The organism is Burkholderia sp. BCC0044 (assembly GCF_902832955.1).
Lineage (GTDB): Bacteria > Pseudomonadota > Gammaproteobacteria > Burkholderiales > Burkholderiaceae > Burkholderia.
Genome location: NZ_CADFDO010000002.1, coordinates 286204 through 303450 on the forward strand (window position 1 = coordinate 286204; position 17247 = coordinate 303450).

Sequence of the window (17247 nt, forward strand, 5' to 3'; positions counted from 1 at the left end):
AACAATGCGCGCCGGTGTCTCGTCGCGGGCTTCGAGCTGTTCGTGGCCGCGACGATGCCCCACCGCTCGTTAACCGGCGGTCGCGCTCGGCTTTGTGGTAAGCGCCCACTACGACCTGTGCCCAAAAAGTACAGCGCTTCGAGGTGACTGCTTCGTATGGTCTATTGAACCTGATTCGAATAGCTGCGTGAGGAAGATCATTCCCGCTCGAAGCGGTGTAGCGAACAGTCAACTAGCGCCCGCGATGACTAATACACGTCCTTTCGATCGTCGTGCAAGTTCTTGGCGTTGCCGTGCTGATTTCCACGGCTCCAAGCTTCACACTATCCGAATCGCCGAGCGGCGAACCGTATCTCGGTTGAGCTCGAAGCCGGCGAGGGGCTGGTTGGCTTGGGCGAAACATTCCGCGGCGCGCGGCCAGTCGAGGCAGTCTCGTCACCGGCGGATCTGGTGCGGCGGCCGGCCTCCCCGCGAATTTCCGCTCGAGCGGCACGCTCAGCAACACGGTGGCGGGATAGCCGGAGTCAGGTCCGCACGTGTTCTCTTACCATCGCGAGAACCTCATTGACCATCGGATGATGGCGGTTCGTATTCCAGACGGCGGCCGCCGTCACGACCATGACCTTTTCCTTCAACGGCCGCACGACGACGTTCTCCGGCGCGAGCTTGCGCGTTGACGCCGGCACCAGCGCGACGCCCTGGCCGCAGCCGACGTACGCGATCTGCGACGTCACCGACCGCACCTCGTGAATCACGCGCGGCGTCAGCCCATGCGTGCGGCAGACGGACGTCAGCATGTCGAAGTAGACGGGGCTTACCTGTCGCGACGACATGACCAGCGGCTCGTCCATCAATGCGCGCAGCCGCACCCGCGGCAGCGCCGCCAGCGGATGGTCCTTCGGCAGCGCGACGGCGAGCCGGTCCTCGGCCAGCGGCATCGTCGCGATGCCGCTCGCCACCTCGCCATCGACACGCGCGAACGCGAGATCGAGCTCACCGGCCTCCAGCGCCGGGATTGCGTCGACGCTGTCGATCTCGTTGACGAACACGGTCAGGTTCGGATGCGCGCGCTTGAGTGCGTCCAGTAGGGGCGGCACCGTATCGAGCATTGCGGACGTGATCGCGCCGACGTGCAGCACGCCCGCCTGGCCGGCTGCGACCTCGCGCACGACGCGTTGCAGCCGCTCGGCCTGGCCGGCGAACTGCCGTACGGCGGGAAGGATGGCCGCGCCCGCAGGGCTCAGTTGCGTGCCCTGCCGCGAACGGTAGAACAGCTGGATCTTGAGCGATTGTTCGAGCACCTTGATCTGCTCGGTCAGCGGCGGCTGCGACATGTTCAGCCGCTTCGCCGCACGCCCGAAATGCTGCTCCTCGGCGACAGCGAGAAACATCCACAGCTGTCGAATCAGGCGGTAGTCGATCGTGTCGCTCATGACGGGTATGTCCAACGGTGAAATGGCGCGGAATTCGCCGCGGAGCAGGGCGCGGCGGCTCGACATGATGGCCGCCGTCCGCGCGCGAAGAGACGGTTTTCGTATTCCGAAAATCGTATCACGCAGATACGAAATGGCAATTTTACTTACCACGTCACCACGGCGACGATGGCCGCACTTGTCAACCGGGATCAGCGATGAACCAGCCTGCCTTCCTCGAGCGCCTTGCCTCGCTCGACACGAACACCGTATCCGATGCGCTCGACTTTCTCGGCCTGCCCGGCGCGACGGTCGGCCTGCGCCCGTTGTGGGACTGCCCGAAAGTCGTCGGGCGCGCCAGCACGATTCAGCTCGGACCCAAGACGGGCACCACGCCGACCGTGCACCTCATTTCGCCGGTCGTCGACGCCATCACCACGGACGACCGCGTGCTGGTGATCGCCGGCGGTGCCGACGGCATTTCGTGCTGGGGGGACATCCTCGCCAACGCGGCGACCGCGAAGCGGATTCGCGGCTCGATACTCGACGGCCTGAGCCGAGACATCGAGGGCAGCGAAGCGATCGGTTATCCGGTGTACGGGCGCGGCGTGACGATGATCAGCGCGCGCAATCGCGTGATCCAGGTCGATTCCGGCACGCCGGTGCAGATGGCCGGCGTGACCGTCCATCAGGATGACTACGTGATCGCGGATCGCTGCGGGACGGTGTTCGTTCCGGCCGCGTCCATCGAAGCGGTGCTCGATCTCGGCGAGCGTATCGCGAAGCGGCAGGACGGAATGGTCGCCGCCGTGCGCGCAGGCCGCCCGGTCGCGGACGTGATGCACGACAAGGAATTCGAAGCCATCGCGGTGCGTTGACCGCACCGCCCTTTTTCGGAACATTCGATATGACGAATCCCACCCGGACCGCGGCGGAAGAACAGGCGCTGGTCGCGCTGTTCGAAGGGCTCGACACGCCGGGCGTGTCCGATGCGATGGACAAGCTCGGGCTGCACGGGCAGGCGCTCGGCATCATGCCGCTGGCCGACTATACGAAGGTCGTCGTCGGGCCGGCGTTCACGGTCAGGTACGTGCCGGCCAGCGTGCCGCCCGGCACCGTCGGCGACTTCATCGACGACGTCGCACCGGGCGACGTCGTCGTGATCGACAACGACGGCCGCACCGACTGCACCGTGTGGGGCGACATCATGACCCAGTACGCGGGGCTGCGCGGCATCGCGGGCACCGTGATCGACGGCGTGTGCCGCGATGTGAACAAGGCACTCGCCGACGACTATCCGCTGTTCACCGCAGGCCGCTTCATGCGGACCGGCAAGGACCGCGTGCAGGTCGAGTCGGTGAATGCGACGGTCGGGATCGGCACCGTGCGCGTGGCGGCGCGCGACATCGTCGTCGCAGATGCGAACGGCGTCGTGATCGTGCCGCGCGGCCGTGCGCGGGAAGTGGCGCAGGTTGCGCGCCAAATCGAAGAAGTCGAATCGCGCATTCGCGAGCAGATCGCACAGGGCAAGACGCTCGGCGACGCTCGCTCGGCGCTCGGCTATCACACACTGCAAAGCAAGGCCTGACGATGAATCTGATCCGTACCTACGAGCCAACGCTGCTGGACCAGGCGCGCAAACTCGGCACGTCCACGCTGTTCGAGGCCTCGGGCCTGGCGACCAGCGCCGTCGATCCGGCGATTCGCACGGTGTGGCCCGGCGCGTCCGTCGCCGGTCCCGCGTATCCGCTCGAATGCTCGCCGGGCGACAACCTGGCGATCCATATCGCAATGGAGCAGGTGCCGCGCGGCAGCGTGCTCGTCATCTCAACGGGCGGCTTCGTCGCCGGCTACTGGGGCGAGGTGCTGACGGTGGCCGCCGAAGCGGCCGGCGTGGCCGGCCTGATCATCGACGGCGGTGTGCGCGACATCGCGGCGCTCGTGGCGCGCCGTTTCCCGGTATTCACGCGCGGCGTGTCGATGCGCGGCACGATCAAGGCGAGCGCGCCGTCGGTCGGGGAGCCGATCAGCTTCGCGGGCGCGCCGGTGGCCGCCGGCGACCTGGTCGTGGCCGACGACGACGGCGTGCTGGTGATACCGGCCGCGCATGTCGACGCGACGTTGGCGCAGGGACACGCGCGTGCCGACAAGGAAGCAACGATGATGGACGCGCTGCGCGCCGGTCGCAGCACGCTCGAACTGATGGGCCTGACGCGCTGGAGGAACGCACGATGAGCGCGCCGATCGATACGCTGAATCGCTTCCTCGCCGCAGCACGGCCGTCGGCTACGTACCAGGTGATGGATCGCGTGGCCGCCCGGCGCGCGAGCGGCGCCGCGGTGATTTCGCTGAGCGCTGGCGAGCCGGACTTCGACACGCCGGAACACGTGCGCGAAGCCGGCATCGCCGCGATCCGCGCGGGCCACACGCGCTATACGCAAGTGGCCGGATTGCGCGCGCTGCGGGATGCGATCGCCGACAAGTTCCGGCGCGAGAACGGGCTCGACGTGGACTGGCGCGACACGCTCGTGTGCAGCGGCGGCAAACAGGTGATCTTCAATGCGCTGGCCGCGACGCTGAACGAAGGCGACGAAGTCATCGTCCCCGCGCCGTATTGGGTCAGCTATCCGGAGATCGTGCAACTGTGCGGCGGCCGGTCCGTCACCGTGCCTTGCGGCGCGACCAGCGGCTTCAAGCTCACGCCGGAGGCGTTGCAGGCCGCGATCACGCCGCGCACGCGGTGGCTGATCCTGAACTCGCCGTCCAATCCGACGGGCGCCGTGTACAGCCGTGCGGAACTGCGGGCGCTCGCCGAGGTGTTGCTCGCGTATCCGCATGTGCTGGTGTTGTCCGACGATATCTACGAGCACTTGATCTTCGACGGGATCGAATTCTTCACGATCGCGCAGGTCGAGCCGAGGTTGCGCGAGCGCGTGCTGACGATGAACGGCGTGTCGAAGGCGTATGCGATGACGGGCTGGCGTATCGGCTTTGGCACTGGGCCGCGCTGGCTGATCGATGCGATGGAGAAGTTGCAGGGGCAACAAACGTCCGGCGCGTCGACGATCTCGCAGCACGCGGCGCTCGCCGCGCTGACCGGGCCGCAGGATTTCATCGCGCATTCGCGCGTCGCGTTCCAGCGGCGGCGCGATCGGGTCGTCGCGCAACTGAATCAGGCACGGGGTTTGCGCTGCGAGGTCCCTCAGGGGGCGTTCTATGCGTTCGCGTCGTGCGAGCGGCTGATCGGCAGGACGACGCGCGCGGGCGTGCGACTGGCCAGCGACGAGGACGTGGTGAACGCCTTGCTCGACGAAGCCGGCGTGGCCACCGTGCACGGCAGTGCGTTCGGGCTCGGTCCGTTCATCCGTATCGCTTATGCACTGGACGACGCATCGTTGCTGCGCGCGTGCATGGCGATCCAGGACTTCTGCGGGACGTTGACGGCCTGAGGGCCGTGATCCGAGATCTGCAATCCCGCGTTGGCCGGTCGTGTCGAAGCGGGCGCCATTCCATTCCTAACCGAGATTCGATCAGATGAGTCATGCGTTTTCCCGGTCGCGGTGGTCGTTCACCGTCGACGGCACCGAACTGGACGTGTCGGCCATTCACCGCGGCGGCGAGCGTGCGCCCGTCGTGTTCCTTCACGGCTTCGGCTCGACGAAGGAGGATTATGCGGACATCGTGCGCCATCGCGCGTTCGACGGCCGGCCTTTCATTGCCTACGACGCGCCGGGCTGCGGCGAAACCCGCTGCGCCGATCCGTCGAATGTCTCGATCCCGTTTTTCGTCGAAACGGCGTTGAACGTGATCGACCGCATGGGCTTCGCACGATTCCACGTCGTCGGACATTCGATGGGCGGACTGACGGCGCTGATGCTCGCACACCGGTATCCGCAGCGCGTGTTGAGCTTCGTCGACATCGAAGGCAACCTCGCGCCGGAGGATTGTTTCCTGAGCCGGCAGGTCGTCGACTATCCGCGCGACAGCGCCGAGCAATTCTTCGACGATTTCATCGATCGCACGCATCAGGCACCTGCCTACGCGAGCGCGCTTTACGCGGCGAGCCTGCGTCACAAGGTGCGAGCCGGAGCCGTCGGCGCGATTTTCCGCTCGATGGTGGAACTGTCCGACCACGGCGACCTGATGCGCAAGTTCCTCGGCCTGCCGTGTCCGCGGATGTTCATGTACGGCGAGCAGAACGCATCGCTGTCGTACCTGAGCGCGATCGAAGCGCATGGCGTCGTGCTGGCGGAAATCCCTGACTGCGGGCACTTCCCGATGTACTCGAATCCGGTGCGAATGTGGCAGGCGATCGCGGACTTTCATGCGCACACGGGCTGACAGGCTCACGGCCTAAGAGGTGAGAAGCATCAACCGAACAAGGAATCAGAGAACGATGGTGGAGGCGCCGTGTCGTATGCGCGCGAATTTCTCGGCGAGAGGGCGTCGTTCGTGGCCGGCCGGATGTATTTCCTGAACTGGGCGATGACCGGCGTCGTCGACATTACCGCCGTCGCGCTGTACCCGCACTACGGGGGCGTGTTCGCCCCAGTACCGCAGTAGGGATTCGGGGTGCGCTCTGTATCGTGACCGCGATCGCGCTGTTTCTGTCATTGGCGCCGTGGTGCTCGGCGCCGGCCAAGTGGCCGGGCAGGCGACCGGCATGCACCTGATTATCGACAACGGAGCCTTCTTTCCGCACGCATTGATGCTGGCGCTGGTGCTGGTACAGGGCGTCGTGTTCGCGTTTTCCGGGGTCGAACTGGTCGGCACCGCCGCAGGGGAATGCAACGACGCGCACAATATCCTGCCGCGCGCGATCAATAGCGTTATCTGGCGGATCGCGTTGTTCTACGTCGCGTCGGTCGTGCTGCTCGTATGTCTGATGCCGTGGAGCGCGTACAAGGCCGGCCAGAGTCCCTTCGTGACCCTATTCGCCGCGCTTGGAGCCCGGGAACCGGACCGGTGATGAACATCGTCGTGCTGTCCGCCACACTGTCGAGCCTCAATTCGGGGCTGTATTCGACGGGTCGCGTGTTGCGTTCGTTGTCGATGGGCAGCTGCGCGCCGACGCTGCTCGCACGGATGAGGCTAGATTGCACTGAACGGGGCCGACTCCGCGTGGTCGCGCTCTACGGCGTGGGGAAAGCGGATGCTGTTGTTGCCCTCGACTGCGTCGCAGCAAGGTGCCGAACTGTGCAGGTGTCGACAGATATACAGCGCAGGTTTCACCCGGCCGGCTGTGCATGTCACTCAGCATTTTGAACAAAAACAATCCGCTCAGCGTGGATCGCTTAGTGGCGACGCTCGTAAGGCCGCCGCGCCCACGCCTTAACCGACCGCCACGGTCTACCCCGGGAAGAGAGCGCCATATGAAGAAACGTCATTTGTTCGCGGCGATGGCCGTCGCCATGTCCGCATTTTGTCTAACTGCAGGCGCGGAGGTCGTGAAGATCGGTGTCGCGGGCCCCCTGACGGGTGGTCAATCGAACTTCGGCAAAGACGACGAGCGCGGTGTTCGGCTCGCGGTCGAGGATCTGAACAAGAACCCGATCGTCGTGAACGGTCAGCCGGTGACCTTCCAGGTGATCTCGGAAGACGATGCGGCGGATCCGAAGACCGGCGTGTCGGTCGCGCAGAAGCTGGTCGACAACGGCGTCAAGGCGGTGCTCGGCCACTACAACTCGGGCGTGACGATCCCTGCATCGCGCATCTACAACGGCGCGAAAGTGCCGATGATCACGGGTGCGGCGTCCAACCCGGCGATCACGCAGCAGAACTTCCCGTACATCTTCCGTCTCGCGGCCAATGACAACGTGATGGGCGCACGCATCGCGGATTTTGCCGCGAACGTGCTGCATGCGAAGCGAGTGGCGGTCATCGACGATCGCACCGCGTACGGTTCGGGCGTGGCCGACGTGTTCGTGACGACGGCCAGGAAGAACGGCATGAACGTCGTGGCGCGCGAGTATTCGAACGACAAGGCGACCGATTTCAATGCGATCCTCACGCACATCAAGGCGACGCGTCCCGATGCGATCTTCTACGGCGGCTACTATTCGCAGGCGGCATCGATCGGTCGGCAGTCAAAGCAACTGGGCCTGAACGTGCCCGTGCTCGGCGGTGACGGCATCTGCTCGGTGGACATGCCGAAGCTCGCCGCTGGCGCGCTCGATGGTCGCGGGTTCTGTGCCGAAGGCGGTGCGCCGCTGGCAACGCTGAAGGGCGGCCCGGAATTCGCGGCGCGATACGAAAAGACGTTCGGCGTGAAGAACGACGTCTACTCGCCGGCCTTTTACTCGGCCACGATGGTGGTCGCACAGGCGATGAAGGCGGCGAATTCGACCGATCCGGAAAAGTTCGTCGAAGTGCTGCGCAAGACGCAGTTCTCGACGCTGGTCGGCAAGGTCCGCTTCGACCGGACGGGGGAATGGATCGACGCGCCCGTGACGGTTTACAAGGTGTCCGGTGACGACCTGGCGCCGATTCCTTGATCGACGCGTCGGGATGACGGTGCGCGATTCCGCGCACCGCCGGACCGGACTATTTGACCGACGGGTAGACCACGGGGATTTGCGCTGTCAGATTCCGGTCGAGGTATTGCATGAAGCGTCCCTTGAACTGCACCGCGTGCTGGTGCGCGCTTGCTTCGGCCCGATCCGCGTCGCCCGCTTCGAGCGCCAGTACCATCTCGGTATGGTCGCTCGCCATTTGCTCGGCCGTGATGTCCGGGTCTTTGGCTTCGAACTCCGTATAGAGGTGAAGCATGCGCCGCCCTTCTTCGAGCAGCCGGCGGTACAGGTCGGCGAAATACGTGTTTCTGCCGGCGCGGGCGATCGCCATGTGGAACTCGTAGTTCTTCTCGATGAGATCGATGCTGTCACCAGTCTTGATGGCCTTGGCCGCGGCCTTGATGTACGCACGTTGCGCGGCGCGAATCAGGTCGAGGTCGCTGTCCGAACGATGCAGCGCCGCCAGACGCGTCGTCACACGCTGAAGCAGATCCAGCGCATCGAGGAACTCGGGCACTCTGGCCAGTTCCATCGGCGTGACGACGTTGCCGCGATTCGGCAGGATCGTCACCAGCCCCTCCGCGGACAGCCGGACAAGCGCCTCGCGAACGGGCGAGCGCGATACGTCGAAGCGTTCCGCGACCCCGAGTTCATCGAGATGCGTGCCCGGAGCGATCTTCAACGTCAGGATTTCGTTTCTCAGTGTCGTGTAGACACGTGCCGTGCCGGTTTCCTTGCCGGACTGGACCTCAGTTGCCGCTCCCGCTGCCATTCGTGGGTTCTCCATGCGCTTGCCGCTCCGGGTCCGTCGAACCGGAGCATGTGAAATGTGCCGCCGTAATGCCGGCAGTGTACTACCGGCGCACGCGGAATCCTGGCGGCGGCAGGGATAGCGCGCGATACGGCGCGGCTCCCTAGGACTCGTCGACGGCATCGGCCACGAGGCGACCACCGACCGCCCAACTCGCGCGCGGCACCTCGCTGAACACGATCTGAATGTCTTCCGGCGGGCACTTTGCGATTCGCGACGTCTCGCGCGTCAGCACCTCCGCCAACTCGGATTTCTGTTCGCGCGAGCGACCCGCGAGCATTTCTACATGGATGACCGGCATCGGGATGACCTGACTCGAAGTAAAGGGGCGGGCAATCGGAGTTGCCCGGACAAAAGAGCGAATGAGCGGATCGACGACTCCGTTCAGTGATCGCTTAAATGTCGATCTCATGTCGACAATCGTTCCATTTGAGGCTCAGGAAGTCAAGCGATCACAGCTGTTTCGATGGATCAATGTATACCCTCATATGGCCTGAAACCGTTGATGCGCGGGCGTCTTGCCGCAGCCTTCATACGTTTTGATTTTTTTCGCGTTGACATTGTCGGCATTTGATCGACAATGTGACACATGGATTCGATGCGCGATCCGATGCATGACGACGGTCACGAAGCAGTGCTGAACAGTCGAGCGAAGTCGTCGCCAGTCATCCATTCCATGTGCTGCGGGACGCACCGTCGCACCGCCGCGTGGGCAGCAGAGTCGATTTGGGCATGTAGTCATTTGGGTAATCCGGGCCAGCGTTCGCACAAGGCGGCGAAGCGGGCCCGAGAACGATCGGGAAACGATATGGCAAGCGCGAGAATTGGCGTCGACATTGGCGGCACTTTCACGGACCTTGTTCTACTGGACGACAAGGGCTATGTGACCTTCACCAAGGTGTCTTCGACGCCGGCAGCTCCAGAGGAAGCGGTTCTGACGGGAGTCGAACGCATCCTCGAGCAGGCCGGCCTCAAGACGTCCGATGTCACGGAAGTGCTGCATGGCACGACGGTCGGATCGAACACGATGCTTCAGAAGGTCGGCGCCAAATGCGGCCTGATCACGACGAAGGGTTTCCGGGACGTGCTCGAAATCGGCCGCGTCCGCACGCCGACGATGTTCGATCTGTCGTGGGACAAGCCCGTGCCGTTGGTGGAGCGTCGCTACCGGCGTGAGGTCGACGAGCGCGTGCTGGCATCGGGCGACATCCTTCGTCCGACGCCGGTCGACCAGGTGCTCGAAGCAGGCCGCTTCTTCGAGAGCGAAGGCGTCGAATCCGTCGCGATCTGCTTTATCAATTCGTACAAGAACACGGCGAATGAAAAGGCCGCGCTCGACGCATTTCAGCAGGCCTTCCCCGACATCAGCGTGACGGCATCGATCTCGGTATTGCCTGAGTTGCGCGAATACGAGCGCACCTCGACGACAGTCGTCAACGCGTATGTGCTGCCCGCGCTGCGCACCTATCTCCAGCGCCTCGAGTCCGGTCTCAAGCGGATCGGTGTCGACGCGCCGCTGCTGGTGAGCAACTCCAACGGCGGTCTGTCGAGCGCCCGTGTGGCGCAAGACACGCCCGTGTTCTTTATCTCGTCCGGGCGCTCGGCCGGTGTCGTCGGTGCGGGGCGGCTCGGCGCGGCACGCGGCGAGCAGGAACTGGTGGTGTTCGACATGGGCGGCACGACGGCGTCCGCGTCGCTGATTCATGAAGGCCAGCTGGCGCGCACCAACGAGTATGAATTCCGCGCGGGCATTTCCACGCCGAGCCGCTTCATCAAGGCGGGCGGCTACATGATGCGCGTGCCGACGATCGACGTCGCGGAAGTGGGCAGCGGGGCAGGTTCCATCGCGTGGATCGACGCGGGCGGCCTGCTCAACGTCGGTCCGGTTTCGGCCGGCGCGTTCCCGGGGCCGGTGTGCTACGGCATCGGCGGCCAGAAGCCGACGGTGACCGATGCCAATGCGATTCTCGGTTTCCTGCCGCAGCGTCTAGCCGGTGGCACGATGGAGCTCAATATCCAGGCCGCACGCGACGCCGTCGACACGTTGCTCGCAAAGCCGCTGGGTATCGGTGTCGAGGAAGCTGCCGTGGGCATCCGCGAGGTTGTGAACGTCAACATGGCACGCACGATCAAGGCCGTGACGGTCGAGCGAGGCGTCGACCCGCGCGATTTCGCGCTGGTTGCGTTCGGTGGCTCCGGTCCGGTGCATGCGTGCGATCTCGCGCGCGCGCTCGACATGAAGCGCGTGGTGTTTCCGGCTGCGCCCGGCGTCTTCACGGCGATGGGCATGCTGGCCGGCGCGGTGGAGCGCTACTTCGTGCGCCCGTCGTTGAGCCCGCTCGACACGCTCGATCTCGACGCGCTCGGTGGCGCCATCGCGTCGATGCGCGACGACGCGCGCAATGCGCTGGCGGAAGAGGGCTATTCGGCCGACCGCATCGAGTATGTTTTCGATCTCGACATGCGCTTTCGCGGGCAGGACTACGAAATTCCCGTGCGCATTCCCGAACAGCTGGATGAAGACGCACGCGAGACGTTGCGCCAGGCGTTCCGCGACGCGTATACGGCGATCTACGGCTACGCGTCGAACGATGCGATCGAATGCGCGAACGTCCGTTTGCTTGCCCGCGGTATTGCATCCAGCACGCTGGACTTCAACGATATTCGCAGCGCGAAGTCGGCGGGCGGCAACGAGGAAGTGTCGACCCGCAAGGTCTACTTCGACCGGCAGACCGGCTGGATCGACACGCCGATCGTCCCGCGCGCGAAGCTCGACAAATCGATGGAAGGCCCGGTGATTCTCGAAAGCGCCGACACGACGATCGTGATTCCGCCGCGCTGGCGTGTGAGCACCGACAAGGTAGGCAGCGTGATCGCCTCGCTCGACTGAACAGACAGGAACAGCCATGACCCAACGAAACGTTGACCCCATCACCTTCGCGATCGTCAAGAATGCGCTCGACACGATCGTCGACGATATGGCGTTTGCCGTGATGCGGACCGCCCGCTCGCCGATCATTCGCGATGTCCTCGATTATTCGGTGACGATGTGCGACGCCAGTGGCCGCATTCTCGCGCAGGCCAAGACCGTCGCGCTGCATCTGGGCGCGGTGCCGGACGCCGTCGATGTCGTGATCAGGAAGTTCGCGTCGAACGTCGAACCCGGCGACGTGATCGTGCTGAACGATCCGTACGAAGGCGGGATGCACCTGCCGGACATCTTCATGTTCAAGCCGATCTTCTTCGAGAACCGGCTGCAGGGCTTCTCGGTCGTTATCGCGCATCACTGTGACGTGGGCGGCCGTGTGCCGGGCTCGAACGCAGCGGACTCCACGGAGATCTTCCAGGAGGGCCTGCGAATCCCGCCGACCAAGTTGTACGTGCGCGGCGAGCCGAACCAGACGCTGATCGACATCATCCGCAAGAACGTGCGTTTGCCGGACCTCGTGCTCGGCGACCTGGACGCGCAGCTCGCCACCTGCAATATCGGCGAACGCGAGTTGCTGCGCATGATCGGCCGGTATGGCGAAGAAAACCTGCAAGGCTATTTCGACGAACTGCTCGACTATGGCGAGCGTCTGACCCGCCAGGCGATCGAGGCCTGGCCTGACGGGGTGTACGAGTTCACCGACTATATCGACAACGACGGTTTCAGCGACGACGCGATTCCCATCAAGTGCGCGATAACGGTCGCGGGATCGTCCGTCAAGGTGGATTTCGCTGGTTCGTCGCCGCAGGTGCGCGGCGCAATCAACTCCACGCTGTCCTTCGTGAAGTCGGCGACCTACCTCAGCGTGCGATGCGCGCTCGATGCCGACGTGCCGAACAACGCCGGCGTGTATCGCTGCATCGAAATCACGGCGCCTGAAGGGTCGATCCTGAATCCCCGCATGCCGGCGCCGGTCGCTGCGCGGGCGCTCACCGGGTATCGCGTGGTCGACTGCGTGTTTGGTGCGCTGGCGCGGATCGCGCCGAAGAAAGTGATGGCGGCAGGCGAGGGCGGCAACACCGTGATCGCGCTGAGCGGTTACGACAAGGAGGCGAGCGAACCGTTCATCCTCGTCGACATGATCAACGGCGCATGGGGCGGCCGCTTCAACAAGGACGGCATCGAGGGCGTCACCAACCCCTCGCAGAACATGTCGAACATGCCGATCGAAACGCTCGAAGCGCGTTACCCGATCGTGATGGAGGAATACGGCTTCGCACCGGATTCCGGCGGCGCGGGGCAATACCGCGGCGGCCTGGGGCTCGTGCGCGAATACCGGATCGAAGCAGAGGAAGTCGTCGCGCAGATCCGCTCGGATCGTGCAGCCCACGCGCCTTACGGGCTGTTCGGCGGTTCCGAAGGCGCGCGTTCGGCGAATTACCTGCGCACCAGCGACGGCCTGTCGCCACTGCCGAGCAAGTTCACCCGCACGCTGCAGCGTGGCGCGATCATTCGCCACGAGCAGGCCGGCGGCGGCGGATACGGTGCGCCTGCCGACCGCGCGCTCGAGCTGATCGAAGCCGATCTGGCAAACGGCAAGATCACGCGCGATTACGCCGAGCGGCACCATCGCGTCGTTTTCGACGGCGATCGTATCGACCGCGAGCGCACGGCTGCGGCACGGCCGCTGAAGTAATCGCAACGTCACCCAACAGCACGCGAAAGGAGCGCTGTCATGACACTGAATCTCAAGGCACGACTCAAGGAACTGGACATCGATCTGCCCGAGTCGGCGCCGAAGCCGGGTGCGAATTTCCTCCCGGTCAAGCGAGTGGGCAACCTGCTGTATGTGTCCGGGCAGGTCCCGGTGCGCGACGGTGTCGATCAGTACGTCGGCAAGGTGGGACGCGACGTGACGATCGAAGACGGGCAGGCGGCGGCGCGTCTTTGCGCGGTGAACATGCTTGCGCAGGTGAACCGTGCCGTTGACGGCGATTTCAGCCGGATCGCCGGCTGCGTGCGGCTCGGCGGCTTCGTCAACGCGGTCGAGGACTTTAGCGAACATCCGAAAGTGATCAACGGTGCGTCGGACCTGATGGTCGCCGTGCTCGGCGACGCGGGACGCCATACGCGCGCGGCAGTCGGGTGCATTTCATTGCCGCGCGGCGTTGCGGTCGAACTGGAGGGCATTTTCGAACTGGCTTGAACCGTGGTCGTGCGATCACGCTCGGCGACGGAACCGTGTCGCTGCGAATCGCACGAGTAGTGATGGAAACCGCTTCTGATGTGCAGCAAAGAGGCTCCCGGCAGTCGGCAGGGAGTCAAGCAGTGCGCGACGACGCCGTCACGTCCGCCTTAGCGGGACACGACGGCAACCCATACTCAAATGTAAAGAGGTTCCCCATGCTTCGGATGGCTCGCATTCTCGCTCGCACGCTGGTCGGTGCGTCTGCATTCGGTTTGTTGATCAGCACCCCGGCCGCGCACGCGCAGGACGCGTCAACGTGGCAAAGCGTGCGCAAGGCCGGCGTCTTGCGCTGCGGTATCGCCACGTCACCGCCGTACACGATGAAAGACCCGAAAACCGGTGCATACAGCGGCGTGTTCCCCGCGCTGTGCCGCGATTTCGGCGAGAAGGTCCTGAAGGTGAAAGTCGAATACGTCGATACGACGTGGGACAACATCGTCGCCGGCCTGCAGTCGGACAAGTGGGATATTTCGCTGTCGTTGAACAACACGCCGGAGCGGCAAAAGGCGATCGCGTTCTCCGAGCCGGTGACGGACTACAGCGTGACGTTCAGCTTCAACAAGAACAACCCGAAACTGAAGTCGATTCATTCGATCGCGGATATCGACAAGCCGGGCTACACCGTGACGGTCATGTCCGGCTCCGCGGGCGACAAGGCGATCTCGCCGCTGCTGAAGCAAGCGACGATCATGCGCCTGCCTGGCTTCGACGAAACGCGCCTCGCATTGATGTCGAAGCGCGCCGACGTGCTCGCGGACGACAACATGGCGAACATCCTGTTGAGCCGCGCGCATCCGGATTGGGTCGAGCTGTTCAAGCCGAACCCGTTGCTTGCTCCGCAAGGCATCTGCTTTGGGGTGCGCAAGGACACGCCCGCGGCCGATATCACGGTGCTCAACCAGTTCATCGACCAGCAGATCAAATCTGGCGCGGTGAACAAACTGATCGAAGTATCGGTGAAGCAGACGCTCGCGCTTTCGAAGTAACGCCTGTCGTACCGGTAGCGCGACCGTCGGGTTGCGCTGCCGTCGAGACCACGCGACGAGACGACGTATGATCAGATCGTCGACCGAATGGATATTGTGTTGAGCAGCCCGTGCTGCGCATCGCTGGAGAACGGTTCCCATGTTGCTATCCCAGACACAGTCAGGTCCGGTGGTCACCCCGACCGGTACGGAGACTTTGTCGCCGCAGTCGACGACATCCGCGAACTTCGTGCAATTGCACGACGTGTACAAATCGTATGGCGAGAATCTCGTCGTGATGGACCGCATGAGCCTCGACATGCGAGCCGACGACCGGCTGGTCGTCATCGGCCCGAGCGGGAGCGGCAAGAGCTCGTTGTTGCGGGTGCTGATGGGGCTCGAGGGCATCCAGGGCGGCGATATTGCTTTCCAGGGGCGTCCGTACATCAAGGGCTCTGGCGCGCGAAGTCCGGCGAAGATCGACGCGAAGCTGCAACGACAGATCGGCATGGTGTTCCAGCACTACACGCTGTTTCCGCATCTGTCCGTGCTCGGCAACCTGATTCTCGCGCCGGTGAAGGTGGGCGGGCTGTCCAAGGCTCAGGCGACCGAGCGCGCGCGCACGTATCTCGCCCGTCTGGGGCTCGAGAGCAAGCTGCACGCTTACCCGAGCCAGCTGTCGGGCGGCCAGAAACAGCGTGTTGCGATTGCCCGCGCGCTGATGCTCGAACCGAAGCTGATGCTGTTCGACGAAGTCACGTCGGCGCTCGACCCGGAAATGGTGATCGAAGTGCAGAACGTGATGCTGCAGCTTGCCGAACAGAAGATGGCGATGATCATCGTCACGCACGACATGCATTTCGCGCGCGATATCGCCACCCGAGTCGTGTTCTGCGCGAGCGGCAAGGTGGTCGAACAGGGCGCGCCCGCGGAAATATTCAAATGCCCCAAGGAAGCGCGCACTCGCGAGTTTCTCGAGAAAGTCCTCCACCTGGACTAGAAGGCGACACCATGAGCTATCACTTCGATTTCGGCTTTCTGACAGGAAGTGTCGGTCCGTTGCTCCAGGGGCTGAAGGTCACCGTTGAACTCGCGCTTGCCGCGAACGCGATGGGCCTCGTGCTGGGCTTCCTGCTCTGCCTCGTGGTCATGAGCCGATGGGCGGTCGTTCGCTGGCCGGCCCAGCTGTTCATCGAGTTCTTTCGCTGTACGCCCGCGCTATTGCAGATCGCGTGGTTCTTCTACTGCATCCCAATGATGGTGGACGTGTTCATCGACCCGATCGTGATGGGCGTGCTCGCGCTCGGCCTGAACCTGACGGCGTTCAATGCGGAAGCGTATCGCGCCGGTGTGCAGGCGGTGCCGAAGGAGCATCTCGATGCGTGCGTCGCGCTTGGCCTCAAGCCGTGGCAACGCACGGTGTTCGTGGTGCTCCCTCAGGCACTGCGCACCGCTCTGCCGGTACTGATGACCAACGGCATCGGCACGCTTCAGCAAAGCGCGCTCGTCGCGATCGTCGCCGTCGCCGATCTGATGTATGTCGCCAAGAGCCTCGCGACCGAAGCGTACCGGCCGCTCGAGACGTATTCGGTGGTCGCGCTGATCTACTTCGCGTTGTCGCTGCCGATCTCGCGCCTCGTCCATGTCATCGAACGCCGCCAGGACGCGGCCGTGCAACGCTAGAGGTTGACCATGACTTTCGACGTCTCTGTTATCGCGTCCTACTGGCTCGTCCTCCTCAAGGGGTTGGGATTGACCGTGGTCATCACGGGAGGGTGTGCGCTGCTGGGTAGCCTGCTCGGATTTGCGCTGAGCCTGGTGCGCATGTCGCCGTCGCGTTCGGTCAAGGCATTGACCACGCTCTATGTCGAGTTCTTTCGGGGCACGCCGCTGCTGATCCAGCTCTTCTGGGTGTTCTTCTGCTTCCCGGTCGTGTTCAATCTTCCGCTACCGCCCTATCTGTCGGTGATCATCTCGCTGACGTTGTACATGACGGCGATTACCAGCGAGACGTTTCGCGGCGCGCTCAAGTCGATCTCGTCCGAGCAGCACGATGCCTGTATCGCGCTGAGCCTGTCGCCACGGGTGAAGATCGTATACGTGATTTTTCCGCAGGCGCTGCTGCGCGCGATTCCGCCGCTGCTGTCGAACATCATCAGCCTCTTCAAGGAAAGCGCGCTGATCTCGTCGGTCGGTGTCGCCGACCTCATGTATGTCGGGCAGAGCATTTCGAACGCGACCGCCAAGCCGCTGGAGTTTCTGACCACGGTCGGCGTGATCTATTTCGTCGTCGCATTTCCGCTGACGCGACTGGTCGGGGTGATCGAAACGCGCTTCCTGCGCCGCTTCGCCTACTGAACCCGCCCGCCT

Annotated in this window: 16 protein-coding genes and 1 pseudogene; 14 read left to right on the forward strand and 3 right to left on the reverse strand. The window is 64.0% G+C overall.

Annotated features, from left to right (window positions below; all coding sequences use genetic code 11):
- Positions 1-524: 524 nt before the first annotated feature.
- Complete coding sequence (locus HWX14_RS09870) at positions 525-1433, reverse strand: LysR substrate-binding domain-containing protein (RefSeq protein WP_175882554.1); 909 nt, start codon at positions 1431-1433, stop codon at positions 525-527.
- Between the two features lie 197 nt (positions 1434-1630).
- Here HWX14_RS09870 and HWX14_RS09875 point away from each other — a divergent pair, with 197 nt between their 5' ends.
- From HWX14_RS09875 to HWX14_RS09905, 7 genes and pseudogenes are all read left to right on the forward strand, one after another.
- Entirely contained in the window at positions 1631-2290 is a 660-nt protein-coding gene (locus tag HWX14_RS09875; RefSeq protein ID WP_175882555.1) for an RraA family protein, read from the forward strand.
- A gap of 29 nt (positions 2291-2319) precedes the next feature.
- On the forward strand, positions 2320-3000 hold the full coding sequence (locus HWX14_RS09880) for an RraA family protein (protein WP_175882556.1): 681 nt from the start codon (positions 2320-2322) through the stop codon (positions 2998-3000).
- 2 nt (positions 3001-3002) lie between these two features.
- Positions 3003-3647 carry a dimethylmenaquinone methyltransferase gene (locus HWX14_RS09885; RefSeq protein ID WP_175882557.1) on the forward strand — a complete coding sequence of 215 codons (645 nt, stop codon included), beginning with the start codon at positions 3003-3005 and terminating at the stop codon, positions 3645-3647.
- Positions 3644-4861: a pyridoxal phosphate-dependent aminotransferase gene (locus HWX14_RS09890; RefSeq protein ID WP_175882558.1), complete on the forward strand. Its 1218-nt coding sequence runs from the start codon at positions 3644-3646 to the stop codon at positions 4859-4861. Before HWX14_RS09885 ends, HWX14_RS09890 begins: the two co-directional genes overlap by 4 nt.
- An 85-nt stretch (positions 4862-4946) precedes the next feature.
- Positions 4947-5753, forward strand: coding sequence for an alpha/beta hydrolase (locus HWX14_RS09895; protein ID WP_175882559.1), 807 nt, complete (start codon positions 4947-4949; stop codon positions 5751-5753).
- A gap of 69 nt (positions 5754-5822) precedes the next feature.
- Positions 5823-6500, forward strand: a pseudogene (locus tag HWX14_RS09900) (L-asparagine permease); the annotation flags it as partial.
- A gap of 284 nt (positions 6501-6784) precedes the next feature.
- The gene (locus HWX14_RS09905; protein ID WP_175882560.1) at positions 6785-7906 is read left to right on the forward strand and encodes a branched-chain amino acid ABC transporter substrate-binding protein; all 1122 of its coding nucleotides are present in this window, start codon (positions 6785-6787) and stop codon (positions 7904-7906) included.
- A 49-nt stretch (positions 7907-7955) separates the two neighbouring features.
- On the opposite strand, the gene HWX14_RS09910 is transcribed toward HWX14_RS09905, so the two are convergent.
- Complete coding sequence (locus HWX14_RS09910; protein ID WP_244130190.1) at positions 7956-8711, reverse strand: GntR family transcriptional regulator; 756 nt, start codon at positions 8709-8711, stop codon at positions 7956-7958.
- A 127-nt stretch (positions 8712-8838) separates the two neighbouring features.
- Entirely contained in the window at positions 8839-9147 is a 309-nt protein-coding gene (locus HWX14_RS36415) for a tautomerase family protein (protein WP_244130191.1), read from the reverse strand.
- 177 nt (positions 9148-9324) lie between these two features.
- Here HWX14_RS36415 and HWX14_RS09920 point away from each other — a divergent pair, with 177 nt between their 5' ends.
- The 7 genes from HWX14_RS09920 to HWX14_RS09950 all read left to right on the forward strand — a co-directional run bounded on the left by HWX14_RS09920 (position 9325) and on the right by HWX14_RS09950 (position 17235).
- On the forward strand, positions 9325-11625 hold the full coding sequence (locus tag HWX14_RS09920) for a hydantoinase/oxoprolinase family protein (protein ID WP_244130192.1): 2301 nt from the start codon (positions 9325-9327) through the stop codon (positions 11623-11625).
- A gap of 16 nt (positions 11626-11641) precedes the next feature.
- Positions 11642-13360 carry a hydantoinase B/oxoprolinase family protein gene (locus HWX14_RS09925; RefSeq protein ID WP_175882561.1) on the forward strand — a complete coding sequence of 573 codons (1719 nt, stop codon included), beginning with the start codon at positions 11642-11644 and terminating at the stop codon, positions 13358-13360.
- A 39-nt stretch (positions 13361-13399) separates the two neighbouring features.
- Positions 13400-13870 (forward strand): RidA family protein, encoded by a 471-nt coding sequence (locus tag HWX14_RS09930; RefSeq protein ID WP_175882562.1) that lies wholly within the window; start codon positions 13400-13402, stop codon positions 13868-13870.
- Positions 13871-13905: 35 nt separating this feature from the next.
- Positions 13906-14898 carry a transporter substrate-binding domain-containing protein gene (locus HWX14_RS09935; protein WP_244130193.1) on the forward strand — a complete coding sequence of 331 codons (993 nt, stop codon included), beginning with the start codon at positions 13906-13908 and terminating at the stop codon, positions 14896-14898.
- Positions 14899-15175: 277 nt separating this feature from the next.
- Positions 15176-15877 carry an amino acid ABC transporter ATP-binding protein gene (locus HWX14_RS09940; RefSeq protein ID WP_244130245.1) on the forward strand — a complete coding sequence of 234 codons (702 nt, stop codon included), beginning with the start codon at positions 15176-15178 and terminating at the stop codon, positions 15875-15877.
- Between the two features lie 11 nt (positions 15878-15888).
- Positions 15889-16560 (forward strand): amino acid ABC transporter permease, encoded by a 672-nt coding sequence (locus HWX14_RS09945; protein WP_175882564.1) that lies wholly within the window; start codon positions 15889-15891, stop codon positions 16558-16560.
- Positions 16561-16569: 9 nt separating this feature from the next.
- Positions 16570-17235, forward strand: a complete 666-nt coding sequence (locus tag HWX14_RS09950; protein ID WP_175882565.1) for an amino acid ABC transporter permease — start codon at positions 16570-16572, stop codon at positions 17233-17235.
- Positions 17236-17247: the final 12 nt, after the last annotated feature.